Origin of the sequence: Marinomonas polaris DSM 16579, from assembly GCF_900129155.1 — a bacterium.
Classification (GTDB): domain Bacteria; phylum Pseudomonadota; class Gammaproteobacteria; order Pseudomonadales; family Marinomonadaceae; genus Marinomonas; species Marinomonas polaris.
The window spans coordinates 89,190-114,978 of record NZ_FQVF01000013.1 but is presented as its reverse complement, the minus strand read 5'-3'; the positions used below and the strand labels follow the sequence as shown (position 1 = coordinate 114,978).

General features: G+C 42.9%; 20 protein-coding genes. 8 read left to right on the top strand and 12 right to left on the bottom strand.

Translation table 11 applies throughout. The annotated features are described in order from the left end of the window. Positions 1-235 precede the first annotated feature (235 nt). Positions 236-1,606, top strand: coding sequence for an MATE family efflux transporter (locus tag BUA59_RS14645; protein WP_245813161.1), 1,371 nt, complete (start codon positions 236-238; stop codon positions 1,604-1,606). Between the two features lie 4 nt (positions 1,607-1,610). Here BUA59_RS14645 and BUA59_RS14640 read toward each other — a convergent pair whose 3' ends face one another. From BUA59_RS14640 to BUA59_RS14620, 5 genes are all read right to left on the bottom strand, one after another. Then, positions 1,611-2,408, bottom strand: coding sequence for a heme ABC transporter ATP-binding protein (locus BUA59_RS14640; RefSeq protein WP_072840427.1), 798 nt, complete (start codon positions 2,406-2,408; stop codon positions 1,611-1,613). Continuing rightward, positions 2,408-3,421, bottom strand: coding sequence for a FecCD family ABC transporter permease (locus tag BUA59_RS14635; RefSeq protein WP_072840426.1), 1,014 nt, complete (start codon positions 3,419-3,421; stop codon positions 2,408-2,410). The genes BUA59_RS14640 and BUA59_RS14635 overlap by 1 nt, the downstream gene beginning before the upstream one ends. Then, on the bottom strand, positions 3,418-4,260 hold the full coding sequence (locus BUA59_RS14630) for a heme/hemin ABC transporter substrate-binding protein (protein WP_072840425.1): 843 nt from the start codon (positions 4,258-4,260) through the stop codon (positions 3,418-3,420). Before BUA59_RS14630 ends, BUA59_RS14635 begins: the two co-directional genes overlap by 4 nt. Continuing rightward, entirely contained in the window at positions 4,257-5,354 is a 1,098-nt protein-coding gene (locus BUA59_RS14625; protein ID WP_084122462.1) for a hemin-degrading factor, read from the bottom strand. Before BUA59_RS14625 ends, BUA59_RS14630 begins: the two co-directional genes overlap by 4 nt. 123 nt (positions 5,355-5,477) lie before the next feature. Continuing rightward, positions 5,478-7,622 carry a TonB-dependent hemoglobin/transferrin/lactoferrin family receptor gene (locus BUA59_RS14620; RefSeq protein ID WP_072840424.1) on the bottom strand — a complete coding sequence of 715 codons (2,145 nt, stop codon included), beginning with the start codon at positions 7,620-7,622 and terminating at the stop codon, positions 5,478-5,480. A gap of 322 nt (positions 7,623-7,944) precedes the next feature. Here BUA59_RS14620 and BUA59_RS14615 point away from each other — a divergent pair, with 322 nt between their 5' ends. The 3 genes from BUA59_RS14615 (at position 7,945) to BUA59_RS14605 (ending at position 11,892) form a co-directional block, all read left to right on the top strand. After that, positions 7,945-9,102 carry an amidohydrolase gene (locus BUA59_RS14615; RefSeq protein WP_072840423.1) on the top strand — a complete coding sequence of 386 codons (1,158 nt, stop codon included), beginning with the start codon at positions 7,945-7,947 and terminating at the stop codon, positions 9,100-9,102. Position 9,103: 1 nt separating this feature from the next. Next, entirely contained in the window at positions 9,104-9,622 is a 519-nt protein-coding gene (locus tag BUA59_RS14610) for a GNAT family N-acetyltransferase (RefSeq protein ID WP_072840422.1), read from the top strand. Positions 9,623-9,792: 170 nt separating this feature from the next. Continuing rightward, entirely contained in the window at positions 9,793-11,892 is a 2,100-nt protein-coding gene (locus tag BUA59_RS14605; protein ID WP_072840421.1) for a hypothetical protein, read from the top strand. Between the two features lie 87 nt (positions 11,893-11,979). Here the strand turns inward: BUA59_RS14605 and BUA59_RS14600 are convergent, their stop codons facing one another. From BUA59_RS14600 to BUA59_RS14580, 5 genes are all read right to left on the bottom strand, one after another. Continuing rightward, a complete protein-coding gene (locus BUA59_RS14600; protein WP_072840420.1) occupies positions 11,980-13,014 on the bottom strand; it encodes a TRAP transporter substrate-binding protein in 1,035 nt (344 codons plus the stop codon). A 19-nt stretch (positions 13,015-13,033) separates the two neighbouring features. Continuing rightward, the gene (locus BUA59_RS14595; RefSeq protein ID WP_072840419.1) at positions 13,034-14,311 is read right to left on the bottom strand and encodes a TRAP transporter large permease subunit; all 1,278 of its coding nucleotides are present in this window, start codon (positions 14,309-14,311) and stop codon (positions 13,034-13,036) included. After that, positions 14,311-14,835 (bottom strand): TRAP transporter small permease, encoded by a 525-nt coding sequence (locus BUA59_RS14590; protein WP_072840418.1) that lies wholly within the window; start codon positions 14,833-14,835, stop codon positions 14,311-14,313. Before BUA59_RS14590 ends, BUA59_RS14595 begins: the two co-directional genes overlap by 1 nt. Positions 14,836-14,877: 42 nt before the next feature. Beyond that, on the bottom strand, positions 14,878-16,662 hold the full coding sequence (locus BUA59_RS14585; protein WP_072840417.1) for an IlvD/Edd family dehydratase: 1,785 nt from the start codon (positions 16,660-16,662) through the stop codon (positions 14,878-14,880). A 73-nt stretch (positions 16,663-16,735) separates the two neighbouring features. Then, entirely contained in the window at positions 16,736-17,938 is a 1,203-nt protein-coding gene (locus BUA59_RS14580) for a fumarylacetoacetate hydrolase family protein (RefSeq protein ID WP_072840416.1), read from the bottom strand. Positions 17,939-18,051: 113 nt separating this feature from the next. Here BUA59_RS14580 and BUA59_RS14575 point away from each other — a divergent pair, with 113 nt between their 5' ends. The 4 genes from BUA59_RS14575 to BUA59_RS14560 all read left to right on the top strand — a co-directional run bounded on the left by BUA59_RS14575 (position 18,052) and on the right by BUA59_RS14560 (position 22,352). Then, positions 18,052-19,020 carry a LysR family transcriptional regulator gene (locus BUA59_RS14575; RefSeq protein ID WP_072840415.1) on the top strand — a complete coding sequence of 323 codons (969 nt, stop codon included), beginning with the start codon at positions 18,052-18,054 and terminating at the stop codon, positions 19,018-19,020. Positions 19,021-19,107: 87 nt separating this feature from the next. Next, a complete protein-coding gene (locus BUA59_RS14570) occupies positions 19,108-20,694 on the top strand; it encodes an aldehyde dehydrogenase (NADP(+)) (RefSeq protein ID WP_072840414.1) in 1,587 nt (528 codons plus the stop codon). A 28-nt stretch (positions 20,695-20,722) separates the two neighbouring features. Next, the gene (locus BUA59_RS14565) at positions 20,723-21,457 is read left to right on the top strand and encodes an SDR family oxidoreductase (RefSeq protein WP_217653742.1); all 735 of its coding nucleotides are present in this window, start codon (positions 20,723-20,725) and stop codon (positions 21,455-21,457) included. A 46-nt stretch (positions 21,458-21,503) separates the two neighbouring features. Beyond that, complete coding sequence (locus tag BUA59_RS14560) at positions 21,504-22,352, top strand: fumarylacetoacetate hydrolase family protein (protein ID WP_072840412.1); 849 nt, start codon at positions 21,504-21,506, stop codon at positions 22,350-22,352. A 64-nt stretch (positions 22,353-22,416) separates the two neighbouring features. Here BUA59_RS14560 and BUA59_RS14555 read toward each other — a convergent pair whose 3' ends face one another. Both BUA59_RS14555 and BUA59_RS14550 read right to left on the bottom strand, forming a co-directional pair. Further along, entirely contained in the window at positions 22,417-24,135 is a 1,719-nt protein-coding gene (locus BUA59_RS14555; protein ID WP_342742495.1) for a SulP family inorganic anion transporter, read from the bottom strand. Positions 24,136-24,145: 10 nt separating this feature from the next. Then, positions 24,146-25,765 carry a bifunctional protein tyrosine phosphatase family protein/NAD(P)/FAD-dependent oxidoreductase gene (locus BUA59_RS14550; protein WP_072840411.1) on the bottom strand — a complete coding sequence of 540 codons (1,620 nt, stop codon included), beginning with the start codon at positions 25,763-25,765 and terminating at the stop codon, positions 24,146-24,148. Between the last annotated feature and the right edge of the window lie 24 nt (positions 25,766-25,789).

Below are 25,789 nucleotides of genomic sequence, written 5' to 3'. Positions count from 1 at the left end.
GGTTTTGGTTTGGTGATATCGGGCTCTTGACGGCCTGAAGGCCGACCTACATGTGATTGATTTTTTTTAGGTTTTTGTAGGTCGTGTTTTAGCGCGTCAAGGTTTTAGTTTGGTGATATCGGGCTTTTGTCGGCCTAAAGGCCGACCTATAGGTGATTTGGTGCAATGTATGGCGATCGGTGTTAAATTACTCGGTCGTTTTTTTGCGTTTTCTATGGATAGTCGGCGGTGATGTGTGGTTAAGCGTTTCCCAGTGTTAAAAGAAGTTCTGCATTTGTTATTTCCTATGGTTCTGACGATGACATTGGAGCTGTCGATCAGTGTGGTCGATACCATCATGTTAGGGCATTACAGCGCGTTGCATTTGGCTGCTGTTGGTTTGGCATCGAGTTTATGGCTACCGGTTGGTTGTTTCTTGATTGGCGTGACATTCGGTCTTACGCCTTTGGTGACGCGTCATTTACATGGTCGACAACCAAAACTAGTTAACCTATATATGTCGCAAGCGGTTGGCTTATCAGTAGGACTTGGTTTATTGGCGAGCTTGGTGGCTATCTTCTTATTGCCATATTTCGCCGGTTTGATGGCGACGGAAGAAGAAACAAGACAAGTTTCCGTTTCATACTTGTATATTTTCGCACCTGCTCTTCCTATGTTGGCTTTGATGACGGCGTATAAAAATCTGTTTGAAGCGGCTGGCCGTCCAGGTTTTCCGCTGTTTGTCGCAAGCTTCGGTCTAGCACTAAATATCTTATTTAACTATGTGCTGATTTTTGGCAATTTTGGCTTTCCAGAAATGGGTGCAAAAGGCGCGGCGTTGGCGTCTGCTTTATCCTTGTATTTAGCGGTGTCGATGTTTTTAGTTTACGACCGTTTTATCAATAAAACCCCGTTATTTACCCGTTTAGTGTGGCGTTATACACGTAAGTTCTCGATTCTACTGAATGTTGGCGCGCCAGCGGGCTTTGCCTTTGCTTTTGAAGTCGGCTTGTTTTCTTCTATGACGTGGTTGATTTCATCTTTTGGTGATCTAGCGTTAGGCGGCGGTCAGATCGTTATGTCTTACACTTCTTTCTTGTTTACGCCAATGATGGCCATGAGTGCTGTGACAGCGATAGTGGTAGCAAAAGCCATGTCGAAAGAAGGTGTGGATGGCGTTAGAAAGCGTATTCGAGTGATTGTTTGGCTAGGGCTTTCTTATGTGAGTACCTGTTTTATTATTACTCAAGTTTTCCATAACCAGATTCCGTATATCTATAGTAACAATGCTGAAGTAGTGGCTTTGGCGGCGAGCATTTTGTTGATCTCTTCCTGTTATCAGTTCCCCGATATGCTGCAAACGGTATTTACTGGTGCCTTGCGAGGATTCCGTGATACGCGTTCAACTATGATCGCTTTTGCAGCGTCTTTGTTTGGCTTAAGTATTCCGTTTGGCTTTTGGTTGTCGCATTACAGCCCGTGGGCAGAAACCTTATCGCTGCGAGGCTTTTACATTGGTTTAGGTGCGGGGTTAACCTTGTTAGCGGCGATTCTTATTGTACGCTTCCAAATTGTTTTACGTCGCTATGAGGGCAAACGAATCGCTTCTCCAAGGGAAGTGGCATAAGGAGTCACTGCCTAAACTGCCACTGCGGTAACTGATTATCTGGGTGAGATAGACGAATCAAGTCCGCCTGATAAGCGGCTTCTATAGTGTTGCCTTGGGCGAGTCTTTTTGGCTCACTGTTGAAGATGACTTTGCCTTTTTCTAATAGGACGAGTTTGTCGCCATAGAGTGCTGCTAGGTTGATGTCGTGTAGGATGCAGAAAATCCCCAACCCTTTTTGGGCAAGGTTTTTAAGTAGCCTTAAGACTCGTTGCTGCTGGTGCAAGTCGAGTGCTGAAATGGGTTCGTCTAATAATAAGTATTTACCTTCTTGAGATTGTTTTCTTGTTCGTGAGGGCTTGTCTGCGAAGAGCTGAACTAAGACTCTTGCGAGTTGGATACGTTGCTGTTCTCCTCCGGATAAGCTGGCGTATTGACGAGTTTCTGTGTCTGGCATGCCAACTTCGACTAAGGTGTCATGGATTAACTTCGTGGCTTGCTGATCTGACAATGCCCATGGGGCGAGTCCAAGAGAAACCACTTCTTTAACGGTTAATGCGAAAGGCAGATGTATTTGCTGAGTCAATACGGCGCGCTTTTTGGCGAGGTCTGCTAGCGACCAATTCGACAACAGTTTTTTATCTAGCGTGATGTGCCCTGCATCTGCTTGAAGAGCGCCTGAGCAGCATTTTAATAACGTCGATTTTCCCGCGCCGTTTGGCCCAAGAATAATAGTAAGTTGTCCAGGCTGAATGCTAAGAGAAACATTTTCTAACAAGTTTTTCCCAGATCGAATAAGCGTGAGTTGGCTGATGTTAAGCATTAGCTTGTTTCTCGTATATTTTTTAAAAGTAGCCATAAGAAAAATGGCCCACCCAGTAAGCTGGTGACCAAGCCAACAGGCAGTTCAGCTGGAATGACTAAAAGCCGAGCCCAGGTATCTGCTCCTGTTAGTAAGCTGGCACCTAATAAGGCAGAGCAGGGAACAACAATGCGGTTATCGGCACCAAAGAGCATACGAATGAGATGAGGGACCATTAGTCCAATAAAGCCAATAAGACCTGTAAAGGCAACGGTCACGCCGACACATAACGCCACAATGGCGATGAGCTTTATTTTGAAGCTCTCGACATCTAGCCCTAAATAACGGGCTTCTTCTTCGCCAAGTAATAACAGATTTAAGTTTTTAGATTGACGCCAAACATAACAAAGCATTGGTAATAAAATGCTCGCAATAACAGCAACTTGTTCCCATCTAGCGCCGCCTAAATTTCCCATTGCCCAAAAAGTTAAGGCTCTTAGTTGCTCATCATTACTTACGTAAGTAAGTAACCCTGTTGCTGACCCTGATAAGGCATTAATGGCGATACCAGCAAGGAGTAAATGCAGCACAGATACTTGGCCCTTGTGTTTGGATAATTGAAAAATCAACCAGCAGGTTAGTACCGCGCCCAAAAACGCTGCTGCGCTTTGCATATAAGATTGTGCCCACAGTGGTAAGTTACCTGCTAAAGGATTGAGAACAATCAGAATGCCGACAAAAACGGAAGCGCCAGATGAGACGCCTAATAAGCCAGGATCTGCCAATGGGTTACGAAATAATGCTTGCATTAACGCGCCAGACACAGCGAGTGCAGCCCCGACCAGAGCAGCCATGAGTAACCTAGGTAAGCGAACCGTCATCAGTATTTGCCGGTCTATGTCATTCATGGAAGACAGAAAAAGATTTCGCCATGAAATCGAATAGGCTCCTTGCGTTAACGCAAATATCCCCACAATAAACAACGCTAGGATTAGGACTGGATAAGGGGTTTGCGAATAAAAGGCGCGTTTCATGGCGCCCAGTCTTCAAGTTGTTGATGTATAAACTGAATCGCCTGCGGTGTCCTTGGACCTAGCCCTAATGCTAATAAAGCATCTAAGGATATTAAGCGTTGGGCTTTTGCCGCTGGTGTCGAAGCCATTCCAGGTAAAGACCAAATGGCTTGCTCGCCTGCTCGTGTAAGCCCCTGTTGAGTGACAACAATGGCATCAGGTTGGGCGAGTAGAATGGCTTCAGGGGTAAGTGCTTTATAGCCGTTTATGGTATTTACGGCATTGATCGCCCCAGCTAGATGAAACAGCGCATCGGGAGCCGTTCCTTGTCCTGCTACCATAGGAGCACCACCCATTTGTAAGACAAACAGCAAACGAGGAGGACGTTTTTTCCAAGATTCAGGAATAGCTAATTCATCAAAGGCTTGCTTAATGCTATCAATAGCCTGCTTGCCAGCGATTTCTTGATCTAATGCCTGAGCGACTTGTGAAACTTTATCAAAAATACCCTGTTTGGTATCCGGCGAATCAATAGTAACGATTTTCACACCAGTATCTTTTAGCTGCTGCAATACTTTAGCAGGTCCTGCTGCTGGCGTGATGAGTAAGAGTTCTGGATGAACGCTCAGCACGCCTTCTGCCGATAGAGTGCGTTGGTAGCCGACTTTGGGCATTTGGTTCGCTTTATCGGGGTAGATGCTACTGGTATCACTGGCAACGAGTTGCTTGTCAGCACCAAGTAAATAGACGATTTCTGTGACTGTTCCGCCTATGCTGACAACGCGCTGAGCAAAACTGAAAGTGCTGCTAAGTGATCCTAATACCATCAGGGTAACGAAAATAAGCGGCTTTCGGCTCATGATGTCGTCTCCTGTTTAGCGCTTAGACTAATCACTTTCTCTACTATGTTTTGCCATAGCGGTAGTTCAGGATTACCCGGTTTGCGTTTGCCAAATAGCGTTAAAATGGAGTCGCCTTTGGCGTTGAATGCTTCAATAGAAGTAATAATGCCGTCGCTACTTGGTCGTTTAATAGCCCAAGTTTCTGCGATCAAATCTTCTCTTAGGTGCAAGTTAAAGCCTGGGTCTAATACATTGAACCAAGGGCCTTGTTGCATAAGGCGATGTACTTCGCCGCTGAAAATTTGGATGCAGCCTTTGTTACCAACAAACACCATGATGTTGCAGTTTTTTTCTTCAGCAAAGGTTATAGCGTTTTTTACACTGTCTTGTTCTAGTTTTGTCGCCCATTGATCACCAATTTGGGACAAAGCTTGAGTACGAGAAAGGCCGTGCCTTTTGAGCATGCCATGATATTCATGAACATCTTTTAGCTCTGACCATTCTATAGCGAAACGAGCTTGGTCAAAATTAGCTGGTAGTTCGCTGATAGGTTCTTGCTCCTCTTCTAACGGTAAATAAGTTGGGGTAACTGGGGAAGCGTCACGAAATTCAGTTATGAGAGCATCCCATTTTTCGGACAGAGTATTGTCTGTGCGATAGATTTTATGAAGTGCTAAGCCATGAGCGTTGAAAAACTGGATACTATGGCGGCCATTTTCGACGACATGGAATGCGCTGTGCCATTGGCCAATGAAGAGACGTAAATCAATGTCGTCCGATAGAACGAGACCCATGTTGCTTTTTTCCATAAAGCTGAACTTATGATATGTCCCAGTGGTTTCGTGTACGGCTTCATCATTGCGAGTGATGGTCATCACTTCACCTACGCCTTCTAGCAGCGCCAATAGATCTTGAAATGGCGGCTTTATTGCCCATGTTTCTATGCCTTGTCGGCAAGCAACTAATTCGCCTTCGCTGATGTTCAGTTGTTTGGCCAGTTCCCGAGCTCGTGGTGCTTGGCTTGATGAAACAACTTCTAGGTATCGCGAGTAAGCAAGATGATTGGCAGTATTTGCTGTTTTAACTTTAGGTGCTTCGTTGTTGACTGACATATGAATTCTCCGTAAATAAACAAGGGGGAAACGTTTTCCCTTGTTTATTTCATTGGTGCTAGTAAGTATTTTGTTGATGTTAATGAGTACTTAGTTCACGTTAATAAATACTTTGAGTGTGTCTTAGAATGACAAGGTTGCATCTATGCCAAAATTACGACCTGCACGGGTGTATCTATTCAAGTTAGTGCTCGTATTGGTTAGGTTACGAATGTCATTCCAATTCATGTATTTTTCGTCGGTTAGGTTAAAAAGACCGGCGTTAAAAGTGAGGTTTTGCGTCGGTTTGTAATAGGCTGTCAGGTCAACAAGGTTGTAATCCGATGTAGCAAGCCATTGTTTGCTGGTGGATATGTCTTCTTTTTTCTTACCAGACGCCCAAGTTAGGTTGAGCTTTCCACCCCATTGCTCTGATGGGGAATCGTAGCCAAGGCCAACAACCGCACTGAGCGGTGAAATGCTGTCGAGCGGTTCACCGTTTTCTAGGTTATCTCCTTCTGCATAAGCTATGGCTCCATTTAATACCCAGCCATCACTAAGGGCATCGATGCTTTTAGATAGGTCTAAATTACCTTTGATCTCAACGCCTTTAATCACCACATGGTTAAGGTTTTGATTAGTATATTGGCCAAGGCTAAAAGCCGCTGAAGAGCCTAAAGATACTTGCTCGATGAAGTTTTTATAATCGTTGTAGAAAGCGACAAACTCTGCCGCTCCATATGTATTTTGAGCGCGAATACCTGCTTCGATGAAGAGACTTTCTTCTGGTTCCAAATCTGGATTTGGTGTTATTTGGTAAGAACCATAAGAAGCTGAGTTTGCGAAGTAGTAGTAGAGTTCGTCTAAGTTTGGCGCTCTAAAACCTGAGCCTGTTTTGCCGAAAATCGTGTAGGTTTCCGTTATAGCAAATTCGGCAGCCAGTTGTGCTGTGAGTGCTTCGTTTTCATTATTTCCCCATGACTCTATGTATTCGTCGCCTGTTGTTGTGTACTTATAATTGTCGTAGCGGATGGCAGGGACTAGAGTCAGTCGATCTGTTGCAGCCCAGCTGTCCTCTATGTACACGCCAAAGATGTTGGCATCAGCTACAGGAGAAAAACGAGATGCTGTGGTTGTGCCTGATACTGTGTCTTTATTTAGATTTTCCAAAGACTTTTTATCGTAATTTAAACCATAGCGGATTTGATGAGCGTCAATTTGTTTCACTAAATCGGCTTTTAAACTGGTACTTTCCTCATCATAAAAGCGATCAACCAGGCGGTTGTTATTGCTCCGATGTGTTTTATTGGTGGTTTTGGTATCTTGATAATCGACCTGCCATTTTAGGCGATCATATAAAGTGTTGGTTTGTGTGTTTTCATGGAAGAAGCCAATACGGCGGCGGACACTTTTGTCGTCAGAACTTTGTTGATCTGTTGCTGAGCTTTCTGAAAATAAGTCGGACTCTGACGTGCTGTGGAAGTATTCGCCCACAAAACCAATACGGTTATTGTGGTTTACTTGCACCTGTACTTTGGCGAGTACGTTGTCTGATCCGGTGTCAGAAGGGTCTACTGAAGCTCGTTTGACTCCGACTGTCTGATCCGATCCTGCGTCACCTTGATGGTTCTCATTTTCATGACCATCTCGGTTTGTGTATACAAGCAAGGATTCAATCTTGCCGGTGCGATTTGCAATGGTGAGTGTTTGATTGAATTCATCCGATGCACTTTTGTATCCGGCTTTTAACGAGCCTGAAGTGTCATTGCCTTCTGCGGATAAAAAGCTACTAGGCTCTTTTGTTCTATACTTTACAACGCCGCCAAGGGCACCACTGCCTTCTACAACATCACCGCCCTTAATTATTTCGACAGACTCTAATGAATCCAGATCAACGGTATTTCGTCCAGTTCTTAAATACGTGGTTGTAGGGCCGTATGCATCGGCTTGTGTTACGCCATCAACACTGATTTTTACGCGATCGCCATCAAGTCCTCGAATATTGATGCTGCTGATACCAAAACGAGAATCTTGGCTTGCATCGACACCAGGTTCGTAGCGGACTAAATCATCTAGATTACGGACTAGTGTTTTTTCGATATCTTTATAATCAATACTAGAAACTGAGCTACCCACCTTTGGCGCACTTTCTGATAGAGCATCTGCTTCAATTGTGACAGTGTCTAACTGGTGTTCTACTTCTAATGTATCTGCGGAAAAGACAGGATTTGCTGCCATAATGGATAGAGCGATTAAAGATAAGGGAACAGGGTAAGCCGTTTTTTTCATGATTTCTCTCGTTGATTCATTAAGTTACTCCGAACTAAAAAAACAATCCTTTATGAGAATGATTATCACAAATTAACGGTCATTGATGCAAATGACTTTCATTAACATTTATTAATAAAGTAAGGATATTCGCTATTGAAAGAACTTTTTTAATTATGGTTTATGATTTAGGAGACGTTGTTTTTACTATGGAGGCTTAATGTGTGGGAGTTCATGCGTAAGTGAATAAATGCTTTCGTTAGTGAGTTTTATGGGATGCTTGATTGGTGATCCGTTTTAGCTGAGACTGTCACTAAATCTGTTACAAACTACAGGCCCAATCATGCAATCTCTAGACGAATTAATTGCGTTACGTAAAACCCTTCATCAGAATCCAGAGCTGTCTAATCAAGAACAGGCTACAGCGGTTCGAATTTTCAACGAATTTCAAGCTTTCTCGCCGGATGAGGTTGTTACCGATCTTGGCGGTACGGGTCTGGCGTTTGTATTTAATGGTGCTGATAGTGGACCAACGACTTTGATTCGTAGCGAGTTGGATGCTTTGCCGATCCAAGAAACCAATAGTTTTGCTCATCGTTCACAAGTGAAAGGCGTTTCTCATAAGTGTGGTCATGATGGGCACATGAGTATCGTGACCGCGTTGGGTGCGGAATTGTCGAAGCATCGTCCGCAGAAGGGGCGTGTTGTGTTGTGCTTTCAGCCAGCAGAAGAAACCGGAATGGGAGCGATTCAAGTCGTAAACGATGCGCGTTTTACCGCTCTTACTCCAGACTATGCTTTTGCCCTACATAATTACCCTGGATTAGAACTGGGTAAAGTAGCTGTGCGAGCAGGTACTTTTAATTGTGCTTCTAGAGGCATGATTATCCATCTAAAAGGCAAAACCTCACATGCGGCGCATCCTGAAAATGGTATTAGCCCTGCCAATGCCATGTGCCAAATTATCCAAGAGCTAAACTCGCTGCCAGCAAGCATTCCACAACAAGCAGGCGCAGGGCGAAATTGGGTAACGGTTATCCACGCCAAATTAGGTGAAATTGCCTTTGGGACGGCGCCGGGTGATGCGGTGGTCATGGTGACTTTGCGCAGTGAAAGCAATGAAGGTATGCAAACTCTGATAGAGCAGGCCGAGCGCTTCTCTCAAGCAGTAGCAAAGAGTGAAAATCTAAGTATTTCATTTGAATACGATGATGTGTTTCAGGCCAGCGTAAATTCTCAACAAGGTTGCGATTTAGTGGTTCGTGCCTGTGAAACCACGAAAACGCCTTTGGTCTTGCTGGATGAGCCAATGCGTTGGTCAGAAGATTTCGGTCAGTTCACCGCTACAGCAAAAGAGGGTGCAATGTTTGCTTTGGGTGCAGGACAAGCTAGCCCGCAATTACACAATCCAGATTACGACTTTCCTGATGGTTTGATATCTGTTGGTCGAGATCTTTTTTTGGATATTATTCGCCAATTAAATGGTTTGGAGGAGTTTTAGCATGATTACGCTTCGACAGGCTGCTTTAGAAGAACTTGCCGATGTGAAAGCGTTACTTTGGAATCATGGTCCAAATGAATGGAATTATTTAACTGAAGAAGGTGTTGATGCTGAGTTCTCTCTGATTGAGCACGGCACGGCGGTTGCTATGGTTGCGGTTGATTCCCTTGGCGCTGGCAGCAACCAAATTATAGGCTTTGCTGTTTTGATTGATGGGGCAGTCAGTCCGGATTATTTGACCAAGTATTCGGCCCTTAATGAGCTTTGTTTTATTGGTGATGTAGTTGTTTCTAGTGCGTATTCTGGTCAAGGTATTGCTACGAAATTGCTTGAGTGCTGTATAGAAAAGTCCAAAGAAAAGCGAGCTACTGTTGTATTAATTGAGCGGCATGAAGAAAACTTAGCTTCTGCAGGCATGATGAGAAAAGCCGGATTCAAAGTTGTGGAAACTTTTTATGATCCAACTAAGAGATCTGCAGGCTCAAGAAAGACTTCTATTTTGGAATGCCGAGTAGGGTAAGTTCACGTCGCTATTTTGTTTTCAACATTCTTTTCAATATAAGGTATGAGTCATAGTTGATGCGATGGCTCTTTTTGGCGTTTAACGCTAAAATCTTGTCGTTTTTGACACAAAATTTTAACCCCCACTTTAAGTAACTTGTAATGAGTACTCATTCTGAAGGATCCGTAATGAAGGGAAAATTCTTTAAAGCCGCCGCTGTTATGGCTTGTTTATCTTCTGCTGCCGCATTCGGCTTTAGTTTCGACATTTTGGGTTGGTTCCAAAAGAGTAGCAATATCGACAAGATGATCGAATATGTTCCTGCTGATACGGCTCTTTTTGTTGGTGGTGTGACAAATAAAGATATTGTTACTAGCTCTGATCAGATGATGGCTCAACTGAAAGATAGCGGCGATGGTGAAGCTATTTTAGAGATGCTTAAGTCTTTTCCTGAAAGTGAAGGCTTAGATTTTATACGCTGGTTTATTAAAGATTATTACGAAGTGGCGCCCAAGGGCGGCATAGCAATATACAACCACTACGGCCTTGATATGGAAGGCGCAAGCGTTGTGTATTTAGACGGGATTTTCCCCGTTATGCGTGTTGTATTGCAAGACGAACAGGCGTTTCTGAGTCTTGTAGAAGAAGCGGCACAAGAAAGTGATTTGACCTTGGGGTCAAAAACTATTGCAGACCAAACCTTAACGACTATTGAGCTGGCGAAAAATGATGATCTAGTACTGACGCTTGGTTTTATGATCAAGGATAACGTTCTTACTATCTCAGTATTATCGCAAAAAGATGATTCAGCAGCTCAAGCTCAGCGTTTTGCTTTAACGAAGCCTTCAGTACCTATGCCTGTAGATAGCTGGAAAAACGACGGTAAGACATATAACTTCATGGATTACTCTCATGGTTATGTAAGTTTGCTGAATATTGCTAATGCTGTGCTGGACAAGGACGCTCGTGCTCACCAGCAATTGAAAGTTTTGTTGGGAGATAAGCTGCCTGATTTAACGGAAGCTCAAATACAGTGTCGAGCTGACATCGTCAATATTGTTTCTGGTGTACCGCGTTTTGTCTTTGGTTTGAATCGTTATGATGTAAAAGACGACAACATGGCGTTTGACTTCTCCTATGCCCTAGAAATCCAAAATGCCAATGTGTTAGGCGAACTAAGTAAACTTCGCGGCTTCATTCCAAGCTACTTAAATACTAGTAAAGACCTAACTCTTGGTCTTGGTGTCGGTTTGTCTGCGGACGCTATCTCTCCGGTCTTAACGAGCTTGTGGAATCAATTTACCAAAGCGGATTTTAATTGCGTTCAGTTGCAAAATTTACAAGTGAAGTTACGGGAAAACAACCCAGCGGTGCTGTCGGTATTTACTAGCATGGCACAAGGCTTATCTGGTGTTAGCTTGGGCGTTTTTGATTTGACAAAAGATGAAAACAGTCAGTTAGGCGCTCAATACGATGCCATTGCGACCATCACTGCTGAAAAGCCAGAAGTGCTGTCTGCACTTGCTAGTAAATTCCTACCCATCTTAAATGGTGTACAAATCCCAACCGATGGTTCTGCTATTAATCTAGCCGACAGCGGTCTGCCAATGGATGCTTTCGTGGCAATTAAGGGCAAGCATTTGGTTGCTTACACAGGCGAAAAAAGTAAGCAGGTTGCCGAGCAATTAGCGACGGAAGAAGTGAAGCCAAATGGCGTTGTAGCTTTTAATATGGACAGTACTAAGCTGGGCGACCTAATCATGAATATGGGAGCGCTAAACGCCAGTATGGGTAATGACTGTACCGATTTGTTTACCGTGTCTACTGTGCTTACCACGGTGCCTTTTACATTAAATGTTCGTGAAGATCTTGATAATAATGGCTATAAAAGCGCGTGGTCTATGTCGATGAATGATGTATCAAAAATAACCATAAAACGTCGTCAAGATTTGGTTAATGCATTCAAAGTTGAATACTTAGACGAAGAGTGTAACTGGATCGATATCGGCAGCGAAACCTTTAACGAAGATGGGACAGGTACGTTTGTAGATAGAGATGATTCTAATAGCTGTAATGTCTTCGAAAGTAGCTTCAAATGGTCTCATGCTTTGAGTTCTATCACAGAAACTGACTCTAACTCCCGATTCCGCAGCAGCTGTGATAGTGAGTGGGAACAACAAGAGAGTGTCGACTTTAGTTGCCAAATTTTGGGCGCCAAGGAAACCGAGTTTTATTGCTTACAAGACGATGGTGATTACAAAGCCCTTCATCGTTACACGCAACAGTAATCTACATAAAACGCTAATTTAGCGGTTTATTGCACTCATAAAAAATCCAATGGCGTTGCTGCCATTGGATTTTTTTGTGCTAGTTTATTATTTACTTTTTGCTTCTTTAATCGCAGCAAAGAATTGATCAAGTAAATCTTGTCCTAGTTCTTTCGCTTGGGCGTCAATAACTATTTTTGCTGAAGCTTTCATCTTATCCATTTCTTCTGGAGTAATGCTGTTTACTTCCATTTTTGTTTTTAAGAAAGCCAGAGATTTTTCAGCTTGTTCTCTACTATCTTTTCTTTCTGCTTCTCGGGATATAACGGCCGCTTTTTTAATGATTGTTTTTTCATCATTACTAAGTTTATCCCAGAAAGGCTTACTGATTAGCATAACCCATGGGCTATAGACGTGATGTGTCTGGCTAAGGTACTTTTGAACTTCATAAAATTTACTAGATTGGATAGTGCTATATGGGTTTTCTTGCCCATCTACAGCGCCAGTTTCTAACGCTGTAAATAGTTCTGAAAAGGCCATAGGGATTGCGTTGGCTCCCATTTGGTTGAAGAGCTCTAAATACATAGGGTTTTGCATAACCCTTAGTTTCACACTGTTTAGATCATCCATGGTTTTTATAGGTCGTTTTGAGTTTGTTAAATCACGAAACCCATTTTCCCAGTAAACAAGGCCAACAACCCCATGTTTTTCTAGCCCATCAAGCATCGCTTGTCCAAATTTTCCATCTAGAACTTTGTCTGCTTCTGGACCATCTTTAAACATGAATGGTAAATCCCAAATCGCGAATTTTTTGTCTATGCCGATTAGTGAAGACGTCGACGTGATCATCATTTCTTGCGCTCCACCAATTAGCGCATTTTGCATTTGAATTTCATTTCCCAACAAGGCGTTTGCAAAAGATTTCACTTTGAATTTTCCATCAGAAAGGCGGTTTACTTCCTCTGTAAATGTTTGTACTGCTCTACCCTGTTTACTATCTTGATTTAATCCATATCCAAATCTAATGATTCGAGAGTTCACATCTTGTGCGCTGGCACTAATTGAACCAATTGTAAGAGTGGTTCCGATAGTAATCGCTAAAATAGATTTGAATGCTTTTTTTGATATTGTTATTTTTTTCATTTCATTTTCCTTTTTAGGTTTAATAGAGCAGTTTTGCTGGTACGGTTATAATTTCTGGAAATATTACGAATAATACTATTATTGCCATATACGCAAATAAGAAGGGTAGTATTCCTCTTGTTATTTTTTCTAATGGCTCTTTTGCTACGCTAGAAACAACGCTTAAAACGGTGCCAACTGGAGGTGTAATTAACCCTACACAGCCAACCATAATAAACATAACGCCAAAATAAATAGGATCTATACCTGCTTTAATAATTAAAGGTATGGTTACAGGTGCTAATATCAATATAGTTGGTGTTAGATCCATTACCATTCCGATTAATAACATGACAACTACGATTGTCGCCATTAATGTTCTAGGGCTGTCCATAATAGGCTCTAGAATACTTATTAATTCTGCAGGAAGGTCTGCTAATGTCACCATATATGAAGAGACAATAGCGGCGGCACAAAGAAACATAACAATACTTGTTGTATATGCAGCTTGAATGAAAAGAGGAATAAGGTCTGATATTTTTAATTCACGATAAACGAGAAGACTAATTATCATTGCATACCCAGCAGCAATGACGGCAGCTTCGGTTGGCGTGAAAAGTCCTCCTCGTAACCCACCGATAATAATTACCGGCATAAGCAATGCAAAAAATCCATCTTTTGCCACTCTTAATCTGGTTTTTATATTTTGGCGAGGTTGAGGTTCTACATCTACCGTTTTCATGCTCCATTTCCAAGCTAAGACCAAGCCTAGTCCCATGATGATTCCAGGTACAATGCCTGCCATAAATAGCTTGCTGATAGATTGATTTGCCGTTACGCCAAAAATGATAAATGGCATGCTTGGAGGAATGATTGGGGCAATAATCCCGCCTGCTGCAATGAGTCCTGCAGAGCGACCTATTGGGTAGCCATTATTCCGCATCATTGGGAGAAGTAGAGTGGCTAGTGCTGCTGTGTCTGCAATCGCTGAGCCTGATAAGCTTGCAAGTATCACGGCTGCAATGATTGCTACATATCCTAATCCTCCGCGTCTATGGCCTACGCAACTAATTGCAAGATTAATGATACGTTTGGATATTCCTCCTGCATTCATTACTTCCCCTGCGAGGATGAAAAATGGTACTGCCATCAAGGGAAAGCTATCGGCACCATTGATAAGGTTCTGTGCGATTAATTGAGCATCGAAAAAATCTAGATGCCACATTAATGTTATGCCGGTTAATACCAAAGCAAATGCTATTGGCATACCTAAAAACATAAATCCAGCTAAGCTTAATAAAAAAATTCCTAATGCCATTAGTTATTCTCCTTGAGTTGTTCTGGAGATATTTTTGTATTTCCTGGAATATGAGAATTTTCACTTTTTAGAATAATTAGTATGAGATTTCTTATGATATAGAATCCCATGCCAATTGATGCGAAAAGCCCGGTAGAGTACATAAACGCTAAAGGATACTTCATGACAGTTGAATTTATATTCCAACCGATGTTGTATTGTTTCCAACTGCCTTCTAAAAATAAATACAAGGCATATAGCATAAGAGAATGACTGATTATTGCGCATATTAATCGTAATTTTTTAGGTAACTTTCTTTGCACAAGATCAAAGCCAATATGAGAATTTCGGCCAACAGCAAGAGTTGCTCCCATAAAGATAAGCCATACAAATAAAAGTCTCGATAGCTCTTCTGAAGCCGCAATTCCTGAGCCAAATAGATATCGTAAAACGACATTTATAAAAACTGCAGAGAACATTACTGCTAAAGCTAAAGCCATCATATATTCAATGAATCGTTCAAATTTATTGATTATATTGTTCATTTTTTCACCGTTATTATTTTAATTACATTAGAAAAAAATATTCTAATGTGAGTGTCTAGGTGGATTGTCTTTAGATATCACTTTTAAATGTAAGGTTGCGGGTTCTAGGCAGCCACCGGTTGAAAGTTGGCCAACAAGTTGACGATACAATTCTTGCCAAGGTGTTTGAGATGAAGGGATGTTTGGCGTCCATTCTTCACGGCGCTTAGCCATTTCATCATTATCAATTAAAAGATTAATTGAACGATTATTTAGGTTGATCAGTAGCTTGTCGTTGGTACGAAGTAGTGCAATACCACCGCCAACTGCGGCTTCAGGAGACATATTTAGAATAGATGGGCTTGCAGATGTACCACTTTGACGACCATCACCAAGGCATGGCAATGATGAAATCCCCTTTTTCATTAATTCTGACGGTGGATCCATATTGACTACTTCTGCACTGCCAGGATAACCAACTGTGCCTGCACCACGAATGACCAAAATACATTTTTCATCTATGTTGAGTTCTGGGTCTTCTATTCGAGCATGATAATCTTCAGGCCCTTCAAACACGATCGCGCGAGCTTCAAATGAATTTTCTGCACCAGGCTCAGATAAATAGGTTTTCTTGAATGCGTCACCAACCACTGACATTTTCATGATTGCACTATCAAAAAAGTTACCACTTAGAACAATGAAGCCTGCTCGATGTTTTAATGGCGATACACATTCATAAATAACATCAGCATTATGAGTAGGGTTGGCTGCTGCAATTTCCCCTATCGTTTTACCACTAATTGTTTCACATTGTTCATGAAGGTAACCAGATTTTTGAAGTTCATGCAGAACGGCAGGCACTCCTCCAGCGCGATGAAAACCTTCCCCAAGATGTTTACCAGCGGGCATGCAATTTACTATTAGTGGCACATTTTCACCGACTTCTTGCCAATCATTAAGCGATAAATCTATGCCCATGTGACGTGCAATAGCGATTAGGTGAGGAGGGCAATTTGTTGATGCACCAAGTGCGGAAGCAACCACAATGGCATTATGAAATGACTCTTTAGTCATGATCTGTGAAGGACGAATATCATTGAGTACTAATTCGCAGATACGCTTGCCTGTCGCATACGCCATTTGTCCGCGCTCTCTATAAGGTGCCGGAATACTGGCGCACCCTGGTAATGACATGCCTAAGGCTTCAGCTAGAGCATTCATTGATAACGCTGTGCCCATTGTATTGCAATGGCCAATGGATGGAGATGCAGCGGTTGTCATCTCCATAAAGCCTTCGTAGTCAATCTTCCCTGTTGCAAGTAATTTGCGTGAACTCCAGATAACGGTACCAGATCCGATTAGCTCGCCTTTATGGTGTCCATCCAACATAGGTCCACCAGATAAAACAATCGCAGGTAAGTCGGTTGTGGCTGCAGCCATGAGACAAGCAGGAGTCGTTTTGTCGCAACCTGTGGTTAGTACTACGCCATCTAAAGGATAGCCGTGGAGTATTTCGACTAATCCTAAGTACGCTAAATTACGATCCAGTGCCGCTGTTGGGCGACGACTTTGCTCGGCAATTGGGTGGACTGGAAATTCCATTGGTATACCGCCTGCATCACGAATACCTTCTTTAATTCGTTGTGCTAGTTGTACGTGATGGCGATTACAAGGTGTTAAATCACTTCCTGTCTGCGCTATGCCTATAATAGGTCGACCTGATTGAAGCTCTTCGCGAGTCAACCCTTGGTTCATATAGCGCTCTACATACAGTGCTGTCATATCAGCGTGGCTTGGATCATCAAACCATTGCTGGCTTCGTAAGCGAAACTTATTATTATTTTGCATTTGAGTATCTCTGTGTTTTTTTAATTATGCGGCGCTATTCCCATCATCAAATCTTCGTTGATGATTCAACTAGTTATTTACTGACAAAGTCATTTTTAGCTTTTAATAAACCGCGGTGAGTTAAATTATTGATGAGTGAGTTGATTCCAAACTCCCATGGCTTTGCATCGCTGCTGTATGTGACGGTGTTGTAAAGCGTGCCAAGTTTTGGGCTGCTAATCATCACCGTGTCACCTAGCTTATGCGTAAAGCCCCCGCCAATATGATCACGATCTTGAGTAGGTGAGAATAGCGTCCCTAGAAATAAGAAAAAGCCATCAGGATATTGGTGATTTTCGTTAATAGTCTGCTGAACAAGATCTACTGGGCTACGACTTATTTTTATCATGGAAGACAGCCCTTCTAGGGTGTAACCGTCGGTGCCTTTTACTTGAAGAGTAACTTCGCAAGTATGCACATCCTCTAAGGTGAAGTTATCGTCAAATAAACGAATGAAAGGGCCAATGGCACAAGAGGCGTTGTTGTCTTTTGCTTTGCTAAGTAGCAGTGCGCTACGACCTTCGAAATCACGTAAATTTACATCGTTTCCTAGGGTTGCGCCTTGTATCTTACCTTTGCTGTTTACGGCTAGAACAATTTCAGGCTCAGGATTATTCCACTCAGATTTCGGATGAATACCAATGGATTTTCCGCTTCCGATAGCCGATAAAACGGGGGCTTTTGTGAAAATTTCCGCATCTGGGCCAATACCGACTTCTAGATATTGTGACCACATGCCTTTTTCTATTAACAGTTCTTTCAACTGTGTGGCTTTTTCAGAGCCAGGCTCAACTGAACTTAGGTTATCGCCAATAACGCCTTCTACTAAAACTCGGATGGCTTTCGCTTTTGAAGGATTACCTCCCGCTTGTTCTTCGATTACTCGTTCAATCATGCTTGAGGCAAATGTGACGCCTGCGGCTTTAATAACTTGAAGATCGGCTGGAGCGAGTAGATAGGCTTGATCAGTGTTGGCTGAATCATGGGTGTTGCCCAGTAGATCCTCTAGGCTGCATAGGAATGTTCCTTCGACATCTTTAAGTTGTTCTACAGGATGATCGTTTTCTAGGAATTCACTGAGTGTTGCAAAGTGTGCAGATATATCAAAAACATTGTTTTCACGAATGACAACGAGTGATGGGCCTGATGGATTGCCTGGAGACCAAACGCGGCCAATAAGAGTCGCTTGGTTTGCATCGACTGGTAGGGTGTTTTTTGTTGTAAGTTTGATCGACATAATTGGTATTTCCTTATTCTTGTTGGAATGTACATTAAGATGGGGAATCGATAAAATCCAATGACATATAGTTAATATTTGATAACTGGTAGTTATTGATTGAAGGAAGGGTTATGTCACATTTTTCATTTTCAACGTTTTGTAATTGGATAAAATTTAGGCATCTTTATTTATTAGATTCGCTTGGTCGTACAAAAAATATGCACTTGACTGCTCAGCAAATGAATTTGAGCCAGCCAGCCGTGAGCAAGATGCTTAAAGAAATTGAGGGGTTGCTTGGTTTTGAAGTGTTTGATCGACTACCGCGAAGTATGGTGCCGACTACTCTAGGGGAGCATGTTATTCGATATGCACATATGACCTTAAATGATGCAAATGGCTTTGTTGAGCAAATTACTAGCTTGCATAAAGGTGGACATGGTTACTTAAAAGTAGGGGGGATTTTTGCCGCTACTTCAGCTGTTCTGCCTGAAGCGATTATGGAGATAAAGAAACGTTCCCCTTTGTTGAATGTTGAAGTGGTTGAACAAACAAGTGGGAACTTGATGAAAATGTTGGAAGAAAAGACGTTGGATTTAGCAATAGGTCGATTTTCAGAGCAAGGACAGCAACAAAATTTCGACTTTACCCCTTTAGCTCCTGAAAAATTTTGCTTAGTCGCCAACTCAAGCCATCCTCTTAGCGGGGAGGAGACGGTTTCACTTGAAAAGCTCTTTGAATGGCCTTGGTTGCTATACCCTAAGGGGACACCGATTAGAGACCGTATGGAAGAATCTTTCGCTAAAGCAGGGGTAGCATTACCGCAAGATATTGTGGTGACGATATCTGTGCAGACTTTTCTTGAATTACTTCAGCGAGGTCCAATGATTGGTATGCTACCAACCGTTATGGTTAAGCCTCATGTAGAAAGCGGTGTTTTAACTGTGCTTAAAACACCGTTGGATTTAGTGCCTCAATATTACGGTATCTTAACAAGGAAAAATGAAGCGTTAGTCGGTCCTGCATTAGAGTTTGCCAATATTCTTCAGCATAATGCTCAACAAATATTGGCGGCTGAAAAACAACCAATTGATATTGTTTAGTTATCAATTGATCAATAAAAACCATTGGTAAGTGATCGATATCAGACCTAAATTACCGTGAATAACAAAAAACGGTATGGGAAATTTATGTCTGATTACAACGGTTACAATTTTATTGGAAATACTCGTAGTGCAAGAGGGGATGTTGTTTTAAAGAGTCGGAATGCCACAACTGGACTTGAGTTGGCTCCTTCATTTTATCAAGCAACGATGGATGAAGTTGATTCCGCCTGTAAAATCGCTTCATCGGCCTTTCCACTTTATAGCAAGCTACCCGCAACTCGTCGTGCAGAGTTCTTAAACAAGATTGCTGATGAATTAGACATTCTAGGAAAAGACTTTGTTGATTTGGTTCAGCAAGAAACCGCATTGGATGAAGCTCGTATAAAAGGTGAATGCGGCCGTACGAGTAATCAAATGAGGTTATTCGCTGATTTATTGACCCGTGGCGACTTTTACGATGCCAGAATAGATACCGCAATGCCAGATAGACGCCCTTTACCTCGCGCTGATATACGTCAATGTCGTGTTGGTCTTGGTCCTATCGCTGTATTTGGCGCCAGTAATTTTCCATTAGCCTTCTCAACGGCTGGTGGCGATACTGCTTCAGCTCTTGCAGCCGGTTGTCCAGTAGTATTCAAAGCACACAGCGGACACATGGGGACGGCTGAAAAAGTTGCTCTTGCTATCCTCAGAGCAGCAGAACAAACGTCTATGCCTGATGGTGTATTCAGCATGATATTTGGATCGGGTGTTGGTAAAGTATTAGTTAATCATCCAGCTATTAAAGCAGTAGGTTTTACGGGGTCTTTGGCTGGTGGTAAGGCTATATGTGATATGGCGGCAACTAGACCTCATCCAATTCCCGTTTTCGCTGAGATGAGTAGTATCAATCCCGTTATTTTATTGCCTCAAGCTTTAGAAAATAGAGGTGATTTGATTGCAACGCAACTAGCTGATTCTGTGGTCTTGGGGGTTGGGCAATTCTGTACTAATCCAGGTCTCATTGTTGGTATCCGTTCGTCAAAATTTAGTGCTTTTATCAAGCAGTTCTCCTCTGAAATATCACTCAAACCAAGTAAGACAATGCTAAATAGCGGCACTTTGAATAGCTATCAAAAAGGGTGCGACGCTTTACAAAATCACCCATCAATTAAAATCTTAGCCAGTGCTGAGAGCGTTGAAAACAAAGCCACTGCTTATTTATTTCAGGCTGAATCCAGTTTATTGCTGAGTGGCAGTGAGCTACTGCAAGAAGAAGTATTCGGTCCAGCTACCGTTATTGTCGAAGTGAATGACATGGAAGAATTACGAGCGTGTATTTCGGCTATGCATGGCCAACTGACAGCTACTTTAATTGGTGAATCCGAGGAGCTAGCTGAGTCTCAAGAGTTACTTTCATTGCTCGAAGAAAAAGCGGGTCGAGTACTTATCAATGGTTATCCAACAGGCGTTGAAGTGTGTGATGCAATGGTACATGGCGGACCATTTCCGGCCACTTCAGATTCTCGTGGTACATCGGTGGGGACTTTGTCTATCGACCGATTCTTACGCCCAGTTTGTTTTCAAAATTATCCCAACTCACTTCTCCCCGAAGCGTTAAAAAATAGCAATCCGCTCAATATTGAACGCTTAGTAAACGGTGTAAACACTAAAAGCCTTATTGAAGAATAACCATAAAAAATCGTAAGGAGATATCCCAATGAAGGGTAAAAAAGTACTTATAACAGCAGCAGGTCAAGGAATTGGCTTATCTAGTGCAAAAGCATTTTTAGATGCGGGAGCGGAGGTTTTTGGGACGGATATTGATATTCGTAACCTGCAAGCAATACCAGGATTAAAAGCGCTATATCTTGATGTGACTTCTGAGGCTGGAATTGTCAATCTGCTAGATCAAGTCGGTAATATAGACGTCCTTTTTAACTGCGCTGGCTATGTACACGCAGGGGATATTCTGGCGTGTGACGAGGTGGCATGGAGTAAATCGTTTGATCTTAATGTTACGGCGATGTATCGAATGATTCGTGCTTTCTTACCTGGAATGATTGAGCAGGGTGGAGGCTCAATCATCAATATGGCATCAGTGGCATCAAGTATTAAAGGTGTACCTAATCGCTTTGCGTACACAGCAAGTAAGGCGGCAGTCATAGGGCTAACAAAATCCATAGCATCCGATTTTATTGGTAAAGGTATTCGCTGCAATGCTATATGCCCAGGTACGGTCGACTCTCCATCTTTGCGTCAACGAATCTCTGAACAAGCTTTACAACAAGGGCTAACGGAGGAGACCGTCTTTAATCAATTTATTGATCGACAGCCAATGGGGCGCATAGGGCATCCTGATGAAATTGCTAAATTAGCCCTATATCTAGGTTCCGATCAGTCTAGTTATACAACTGGAACGGTGCAAATTATTGATGGTGGTATGAGTATTTAGTGTTTGTACTCGCTGAAAACAGTATTCGAAATGGTAGGAGATAACATTGAAATTATTACGATATGGTATTAAAGGGTTTGAGAAACCAGGTGTACTTGATGATCAGGGCCAAATTCGCGATCTATCTGGCTATATTGATGATATTTCTGGTAGCGCTTTAAGTGATGAGGCGATATCTAATTTGAGAAAGCTGGATTTAAATACTCTTCCTAAAGTGGCTGGAAATCCGCGTATTGGTTCATGTGTAAACCATGTTGGAAAGTTTATTTGTATTGGCTTGAACTATGCTGATCATGCCGCAGAGGCCAATATGCCAGTTCCAGAAGAGCCAATCATTTTCAACAAATGGACGAGCGCAATATCGGGCCCAAATGATGATGTTGAAATACCTATTGGCTCAACGAAAACAGATTGGGAAGTCGAGCTGGGTGTTGTTATCGGTAAAGCAGGGCGTTATATATCAGAGTCTGATGCAATGGATTATATTGCAGGGTACTGCGTTATCAATGACGTCTCTGAGCGTGAGTGGCAAATTGAACGTGGCGGCACTTGGGACAAGGGTAAAGGTTTTGATACGTTCGGCCCAATTGGCCCATGGTTAGTGACGAGAGATGAGGTTCCAAATCCTCATAAATTAGGATTGTGGTTGGAAGTTGATGGGCATCGTTATCAAAACGGAAATACCAACACTTTGATTTTTAAGATTCCAGAAATTATTGCCTATTTGAGCCGCTGCATGAGTCTGCAACCAGGTGACATTATTTCAACCGGTACTCCGCCTGGTGTGGGAATGGGAATTAAGCCTAATGCCGTTTATTTGAAGCCTGGGCAGACAATGAAACTAGGAATAGATGGGCTTGGGGAGCAACAGCAGTTTACGGTTGCAGCAAAATAATACGTAGAAACTGAAATGCAAATTTGAGGTCTCCAATTCACCTGGCGACCTCAAATTTATTCGCTTAAATTCTAGCTTGGGTAATATCTTTAAACGCTTGGAATTGCGATAAATATACTTTGCCATTGAGGTGTTGCAGGAATCCGCTGCATTCTAGGTGATCCATTACTGGGCCTTTTACCTCCGAAAGCGAGAGTTTAATGTTCAAGCTTTTTAGTTGCAGGTTCAGGGCTTCGAGCATTTCTAAGGCGCTGAAATCAATTTCATTCACGGCGCTGCATTGAATCACCACATGGTTAATTTCTTTGCGTTGGCTAATGGTGTCGATGATGTGATCTTCCAAAAACGTCGCGTTAGCAAAGAACAGACTCTCGTCTGGTCGTAAACAAAGCAATTCAGGTGAGGTTTCCACCATATAGCGTTTCACATTACGAAAGTGTTCAGTGTCCTTGATTAAGCCAACTTCGGCCACGTGTGGTTTGGACGTACGATACAAATGCAAGGCAATAGACAACGCCACGCCAGAAGCCACGCCAACTTCCACACCCAGCAATAAAGTAATCACAATAGTCGCGAGCACTGCATAGAAATCACTACGGGAAAACTGCCATGTTTTTTTCAAGATAGAAAAATCTATCAGGGTTGTGACCGCCACAATGATGGTCGCCGCTAGTGTGGCTTTGGGCAAAAAGTACAGCATAGGCGTTAATAACAAAGACGCGATCATAATGCCAAGAGCCGTCATGATGCTGGCAAGCTGAGTCACCGCGCCGGCATCAAAGTTCACCACAGAACGAGAGAACCCACCTGTTACCGGAAAGCCACCAGATACACCCGACGCAATGTTTGCCGCCCCTAAACCGATAAGTTCTTGGTTAGGTTTGACTTTTTCGCGTCTTTTAGCGCCTAAGGTTTTACCAACCGAAATAGATTCTACGTAGCCAATGATCGAAATCATAAGCGCAGGCAAAGCAAGTTCTTTGATTAATTCCAGCGATGGCAAAGTGAATGTTAAACTCGGTAATCCTGCTGGAATGTGTCCTGTTATCGCTACGCCATGAGATTGCAGATCATAGAGATAGACAATCGCAAGGCTTGAAAGCACGCCGAGAATCGGAGCAGTTTTCGCCAACGATGCCGCGGATGCTTCGGGAACCTTTAGCATGATCAAAAAACGTTTCGCGTGACGACGAGCCAGCAGCAAAAATGCGATCACAGAAACGCCAATCACAAAGGTCATAGGTTTAAATTGACCGATGTTTTCCAGCATAGAAAGTAATTGCGTAACGACATTATCACCATGGGCTTGGATGCCCAGAATGTGCTTTAACTGGCTTAGCGCAATGATAATTCCTGAGGCAGAAATAAACCCCGAAATCACTGAGTGAGAAAGCAGGTTAGTAACCATCCCAAGCTTCATTACGCCCATGATTACCAACATGGCGCCAGACAATAGAGCGAGAGTGATCGCGCCAGTAAGGTAACTGGCAGTGCCTTGTTCTGCAATGACCGCGAGCGACGTCGCCGTCATCAGTGACGCCACGGCAACCGGGCCAACCGACAGTGATGTGCTGGTGCCAAATAAAGCGTACAAAACCAAAGGCAAGATACTGGAATATAAGCCTACTTCTGGTGGTACCCCAGCCAACATGGCGTAAGCCAGTGACTGAGGAATCAGCAACATGGTGACGATAAACGCCGCGGTGGCGTCTTGGCTAAATTGCCCACGGTTATAGGTCTTTAGCCAAGACAGGGCGGGAATGAAACGTTCAATGGTCATCATGAAGCTCTCGTTACTTACGCATTGTTGGTTTAACAAACCATTCATAGCCTTTCAGCATGCCGTGCCAGTAGAAAGGAGGCAGCAAGTCTTCTTTTAACACCCAAGCGAGATAGGTGGGTTTGGTACCATCGTTCAGCCATGTCGGGAAGGTTGGTAGCAGCTTTCCGCCGTAACCAAATTCCGCCAAGACAATCTTGCCGCGCTCAACGGTAAGTGGGCAGGAGCCGTAGCCGTCGTAAATGGCTCTTATCGTATTTCCGTCGATAGCATCAGCAATATTTTGCGCTACGACCGGCGCTTGCTTACGAGCCGCCGCCATGGTTTTAGCGTTTGGCGTGTTGCTGACATCACCTAATGACCAGATGTTTTTGAACGAGGTATGTTGCAAGGTTTCTTTATCGACATCGACCCAGCCAGCTGCATCAACTAATGGACTATTACGAATGAAGTCTGGTGCAGTTTGTGGTGGGCAAACATGCAACATATCGAACTCGGTCTCTACGATGCTTTTCTCGCCATCTTTGTTTGTGGTGGCAAAATAGGCGCGTTTATTTGGACCGTCCACTTTGACTAGGTTGTGAGTGAAGTGAGTATTAACTTGGTATTTTTGAATATAACTTTCCAAAGCAGGAACATATTCAGGCACGCCAAATAACACAGCACCTGCGTTGTAAAAAGACACGTTAATGTCTTTTTGTTTGTCATTCTTCAACCAATGGTCACAAGATAGATACATGGCTTTTTGTGGCGCGCCGGCGCATTTGATCGGCATTGGCGGTTGGGTGAATACGGCTTTGCCACCGTTTAGATTTTTCACTAATTCCCATGTATAAGGTGCTAAGTCGTAACGATAATTTGATGTCACGCCGTTGCGGCCTAATGTCTCTGATAAGCCTTCAATGGCGTCCCAATTAAGCTTGATACCAGCCGCTACGACTAGGTATTGATAAGCTATTTTTTGGCCGTTTTCGAGCACAACTTTGTTCTCATTTGGCAAGAAAGTTTTTACCGCTTCTTTTAGCCATTTTGTGTGTGCTGGAATAACATCAGCCATGTTGCGGCGGGTATTGGCTGCTTTAAACACACCGCCGCCTACAAGCGTCCAACCGGGCTGATAAAAATGACTTTCGGCTGGATCAATCAAACAAATTTTCAAGCCAGGTTTGCGTTTTAATAAACTAGCGGCAGTTGAAATACCGGCTGAGCCTGCACCGACTACTACAACATCGTATTGGGCTGTTGTTTTATTGTCTTCTTTAGATGGTGCTTTGTCGTCTTGTGCGATAGGTGTTTCGGTAGTTGAAGCGTCCTGAGCCGCTTGCCAAATTTGGCTGGAGCGATTACCCGTTCGGCAATAAGCGTGAACATTTTCGGCATTTTGTATTGCAGCTTGAAAAGCAGTTATGTCCGAAGCCGTCATTTGCCCGCCAGCAAACGGAATGTGTTTAGCTTTGATATTTTTTTCTTCTGCATAAGCGGCAACATCAGCAAAAGGTAGTTGTCCTTCCTCTTCACCATCTGGTCGATTACAAATGATAAGCGTGACACCAGATTCTGCTAAAGCGTCCACATCGTCTAAGCTGATCTGCTCAGATACGGAATAGTTGTCTGTGATTTTTTTGCGTAACATGGTTGTTCTCACTCTATATAATTA

What these genes read in the sequence shown, in the direction of transcription:
- BUA59_RS14585 (WP_072840417.1), bottom strand. Translation starts at nt 16,662, where the DNA reads ATGCAAAATAATAATAAGTTTCGCTTACGAAGCCAGCAATGGTTTGAT.
- BUA59_RS14640 (WP_072840427.1), bottom strand. Translation starts at nt 2,408, where the DNA reads ATGCTTAACATCAGCCAACTCACGCTTATTCGATCTGGGAAAAACTTG.
- BUA59_RS14595 (WP_072840419.1), bottom strand. Translation starts at nt 14,311, where the DNA reads ATGGCATTAGGAATTTTTTTATTAAGCTTAGCTGGATTTATGTTTTTA.
- BUA59_RS14555 (WP_342742495.1), bottom strand. Translation starts at nt 24,135, where the DNA reads ATGATGACCATTGAACGTTTCATTCCCGCCCTGTCTTGGCTAAAGACC.
- BUA59_RS14635 (WP_072840426.1), bottom strand. Translation starts at nt 3,421, where the DNA reads ATGAAACGCGCCTTTTATTCGCAAACCCCTTATCCAGTCCTAATCCTA.
- BUA59_RS14580 (WP_072840416.1), bottom strand. Translation starts at nt 17,938, where the DNA reads ATGTCGATCAAACTTACAACAAAAAACACCCTACCAGTCGATGCAAAC.
- BUA59_RS14610 (WP_072840422.1), top strand. Translation starts at nt 9,104, where the DNA reads ATGATTACGCTTCGACAGGCTGCTTTAGAAGAACTTGCCGATGTGAAA.
- BUA59_RS14590 (WP_072840418.1), bottom strand. Translation starts at nt 14,835, where the DNA reads ATGAACAATATAATCAATAAATTTGAACGATTCATTGAATATATGATG.
- BUA59_RS14615 (WP_072840423.1), top strand. Translation starts at nt 7,945, where the DNA reads ATGCAATCTCTAGACGAATTAATTGCGTTACGTAAAACCCTTCATCAG.
- BUA59_RS14570 (WP_072840414.1), top strand. Translation starts at nt 19,108, where the DNA reads ATGTCTGATTACAACGGTTACAATTTTATTGGAAATACTCGTAGTGCA.
- BUA59_RS14605 (WP_072840421.1), top strand. Translation starts at nt 9,793, where the DNA reads ATGAAGGGAAAATTCTTTAAAGCCGCCGCTGTTATGGCTTGTTTATCT.
- BUA59_RS14625 (WP_084122462.1), bottom strand. Translation starts at nt 5,354, where the DNA reads ATGTCAGTCAACAACGAAGCACCTAAAGTTAAAACAGCAAATACTGCC.
- BUA59_RS14550 (WP_072840411.1), bottom strand. Translation starts at nt 25,765, where the DNA reads ATGTTACGCAAAAAAATCACAGACAACTATTCCGTATCTGAGCAGATC.
- BUA59_RS14575 (WP_072840415.1), top strand. Translation starts at nt 18,052, where the DNA reads ATGTCACATTTTTCATTTTCAACGTTTTGTAATTGGATAAAATTTAGG.
- BUA59_RS14620 (WP_072840424.1), bottom strand. Translation starts at nt 7,622, where the DNA reads ATGAAAAAAACGGCTTACCCTGTTCCCTTATCTTTAATCGCTCTATCC.
- BUA59_RS14600 (WP_072840420.1), bottom strand. Translation starts at nt 13,014, where the DNA reads ATGAAAAAAATAACAATATCAAAAAAAGCATTCAAATCTATTTTAGCG.
- BUA59_RS14565 (WP_217653742.1), top strand. Translation starts at nt 20,723, where the DNA reads ATGAAGGGTAAAAAAGTACTTATAACAGCAGCAGGTCAAGGAATTGGC.
- BUA59_RS14630 (WP_072840425.1), bottom strand. Translation starts at nt 4,260, where the DNA reads ATGAGCCGAAAGCCGCTTATTTTCGTTACCCTGATGGTATTAGGATCA.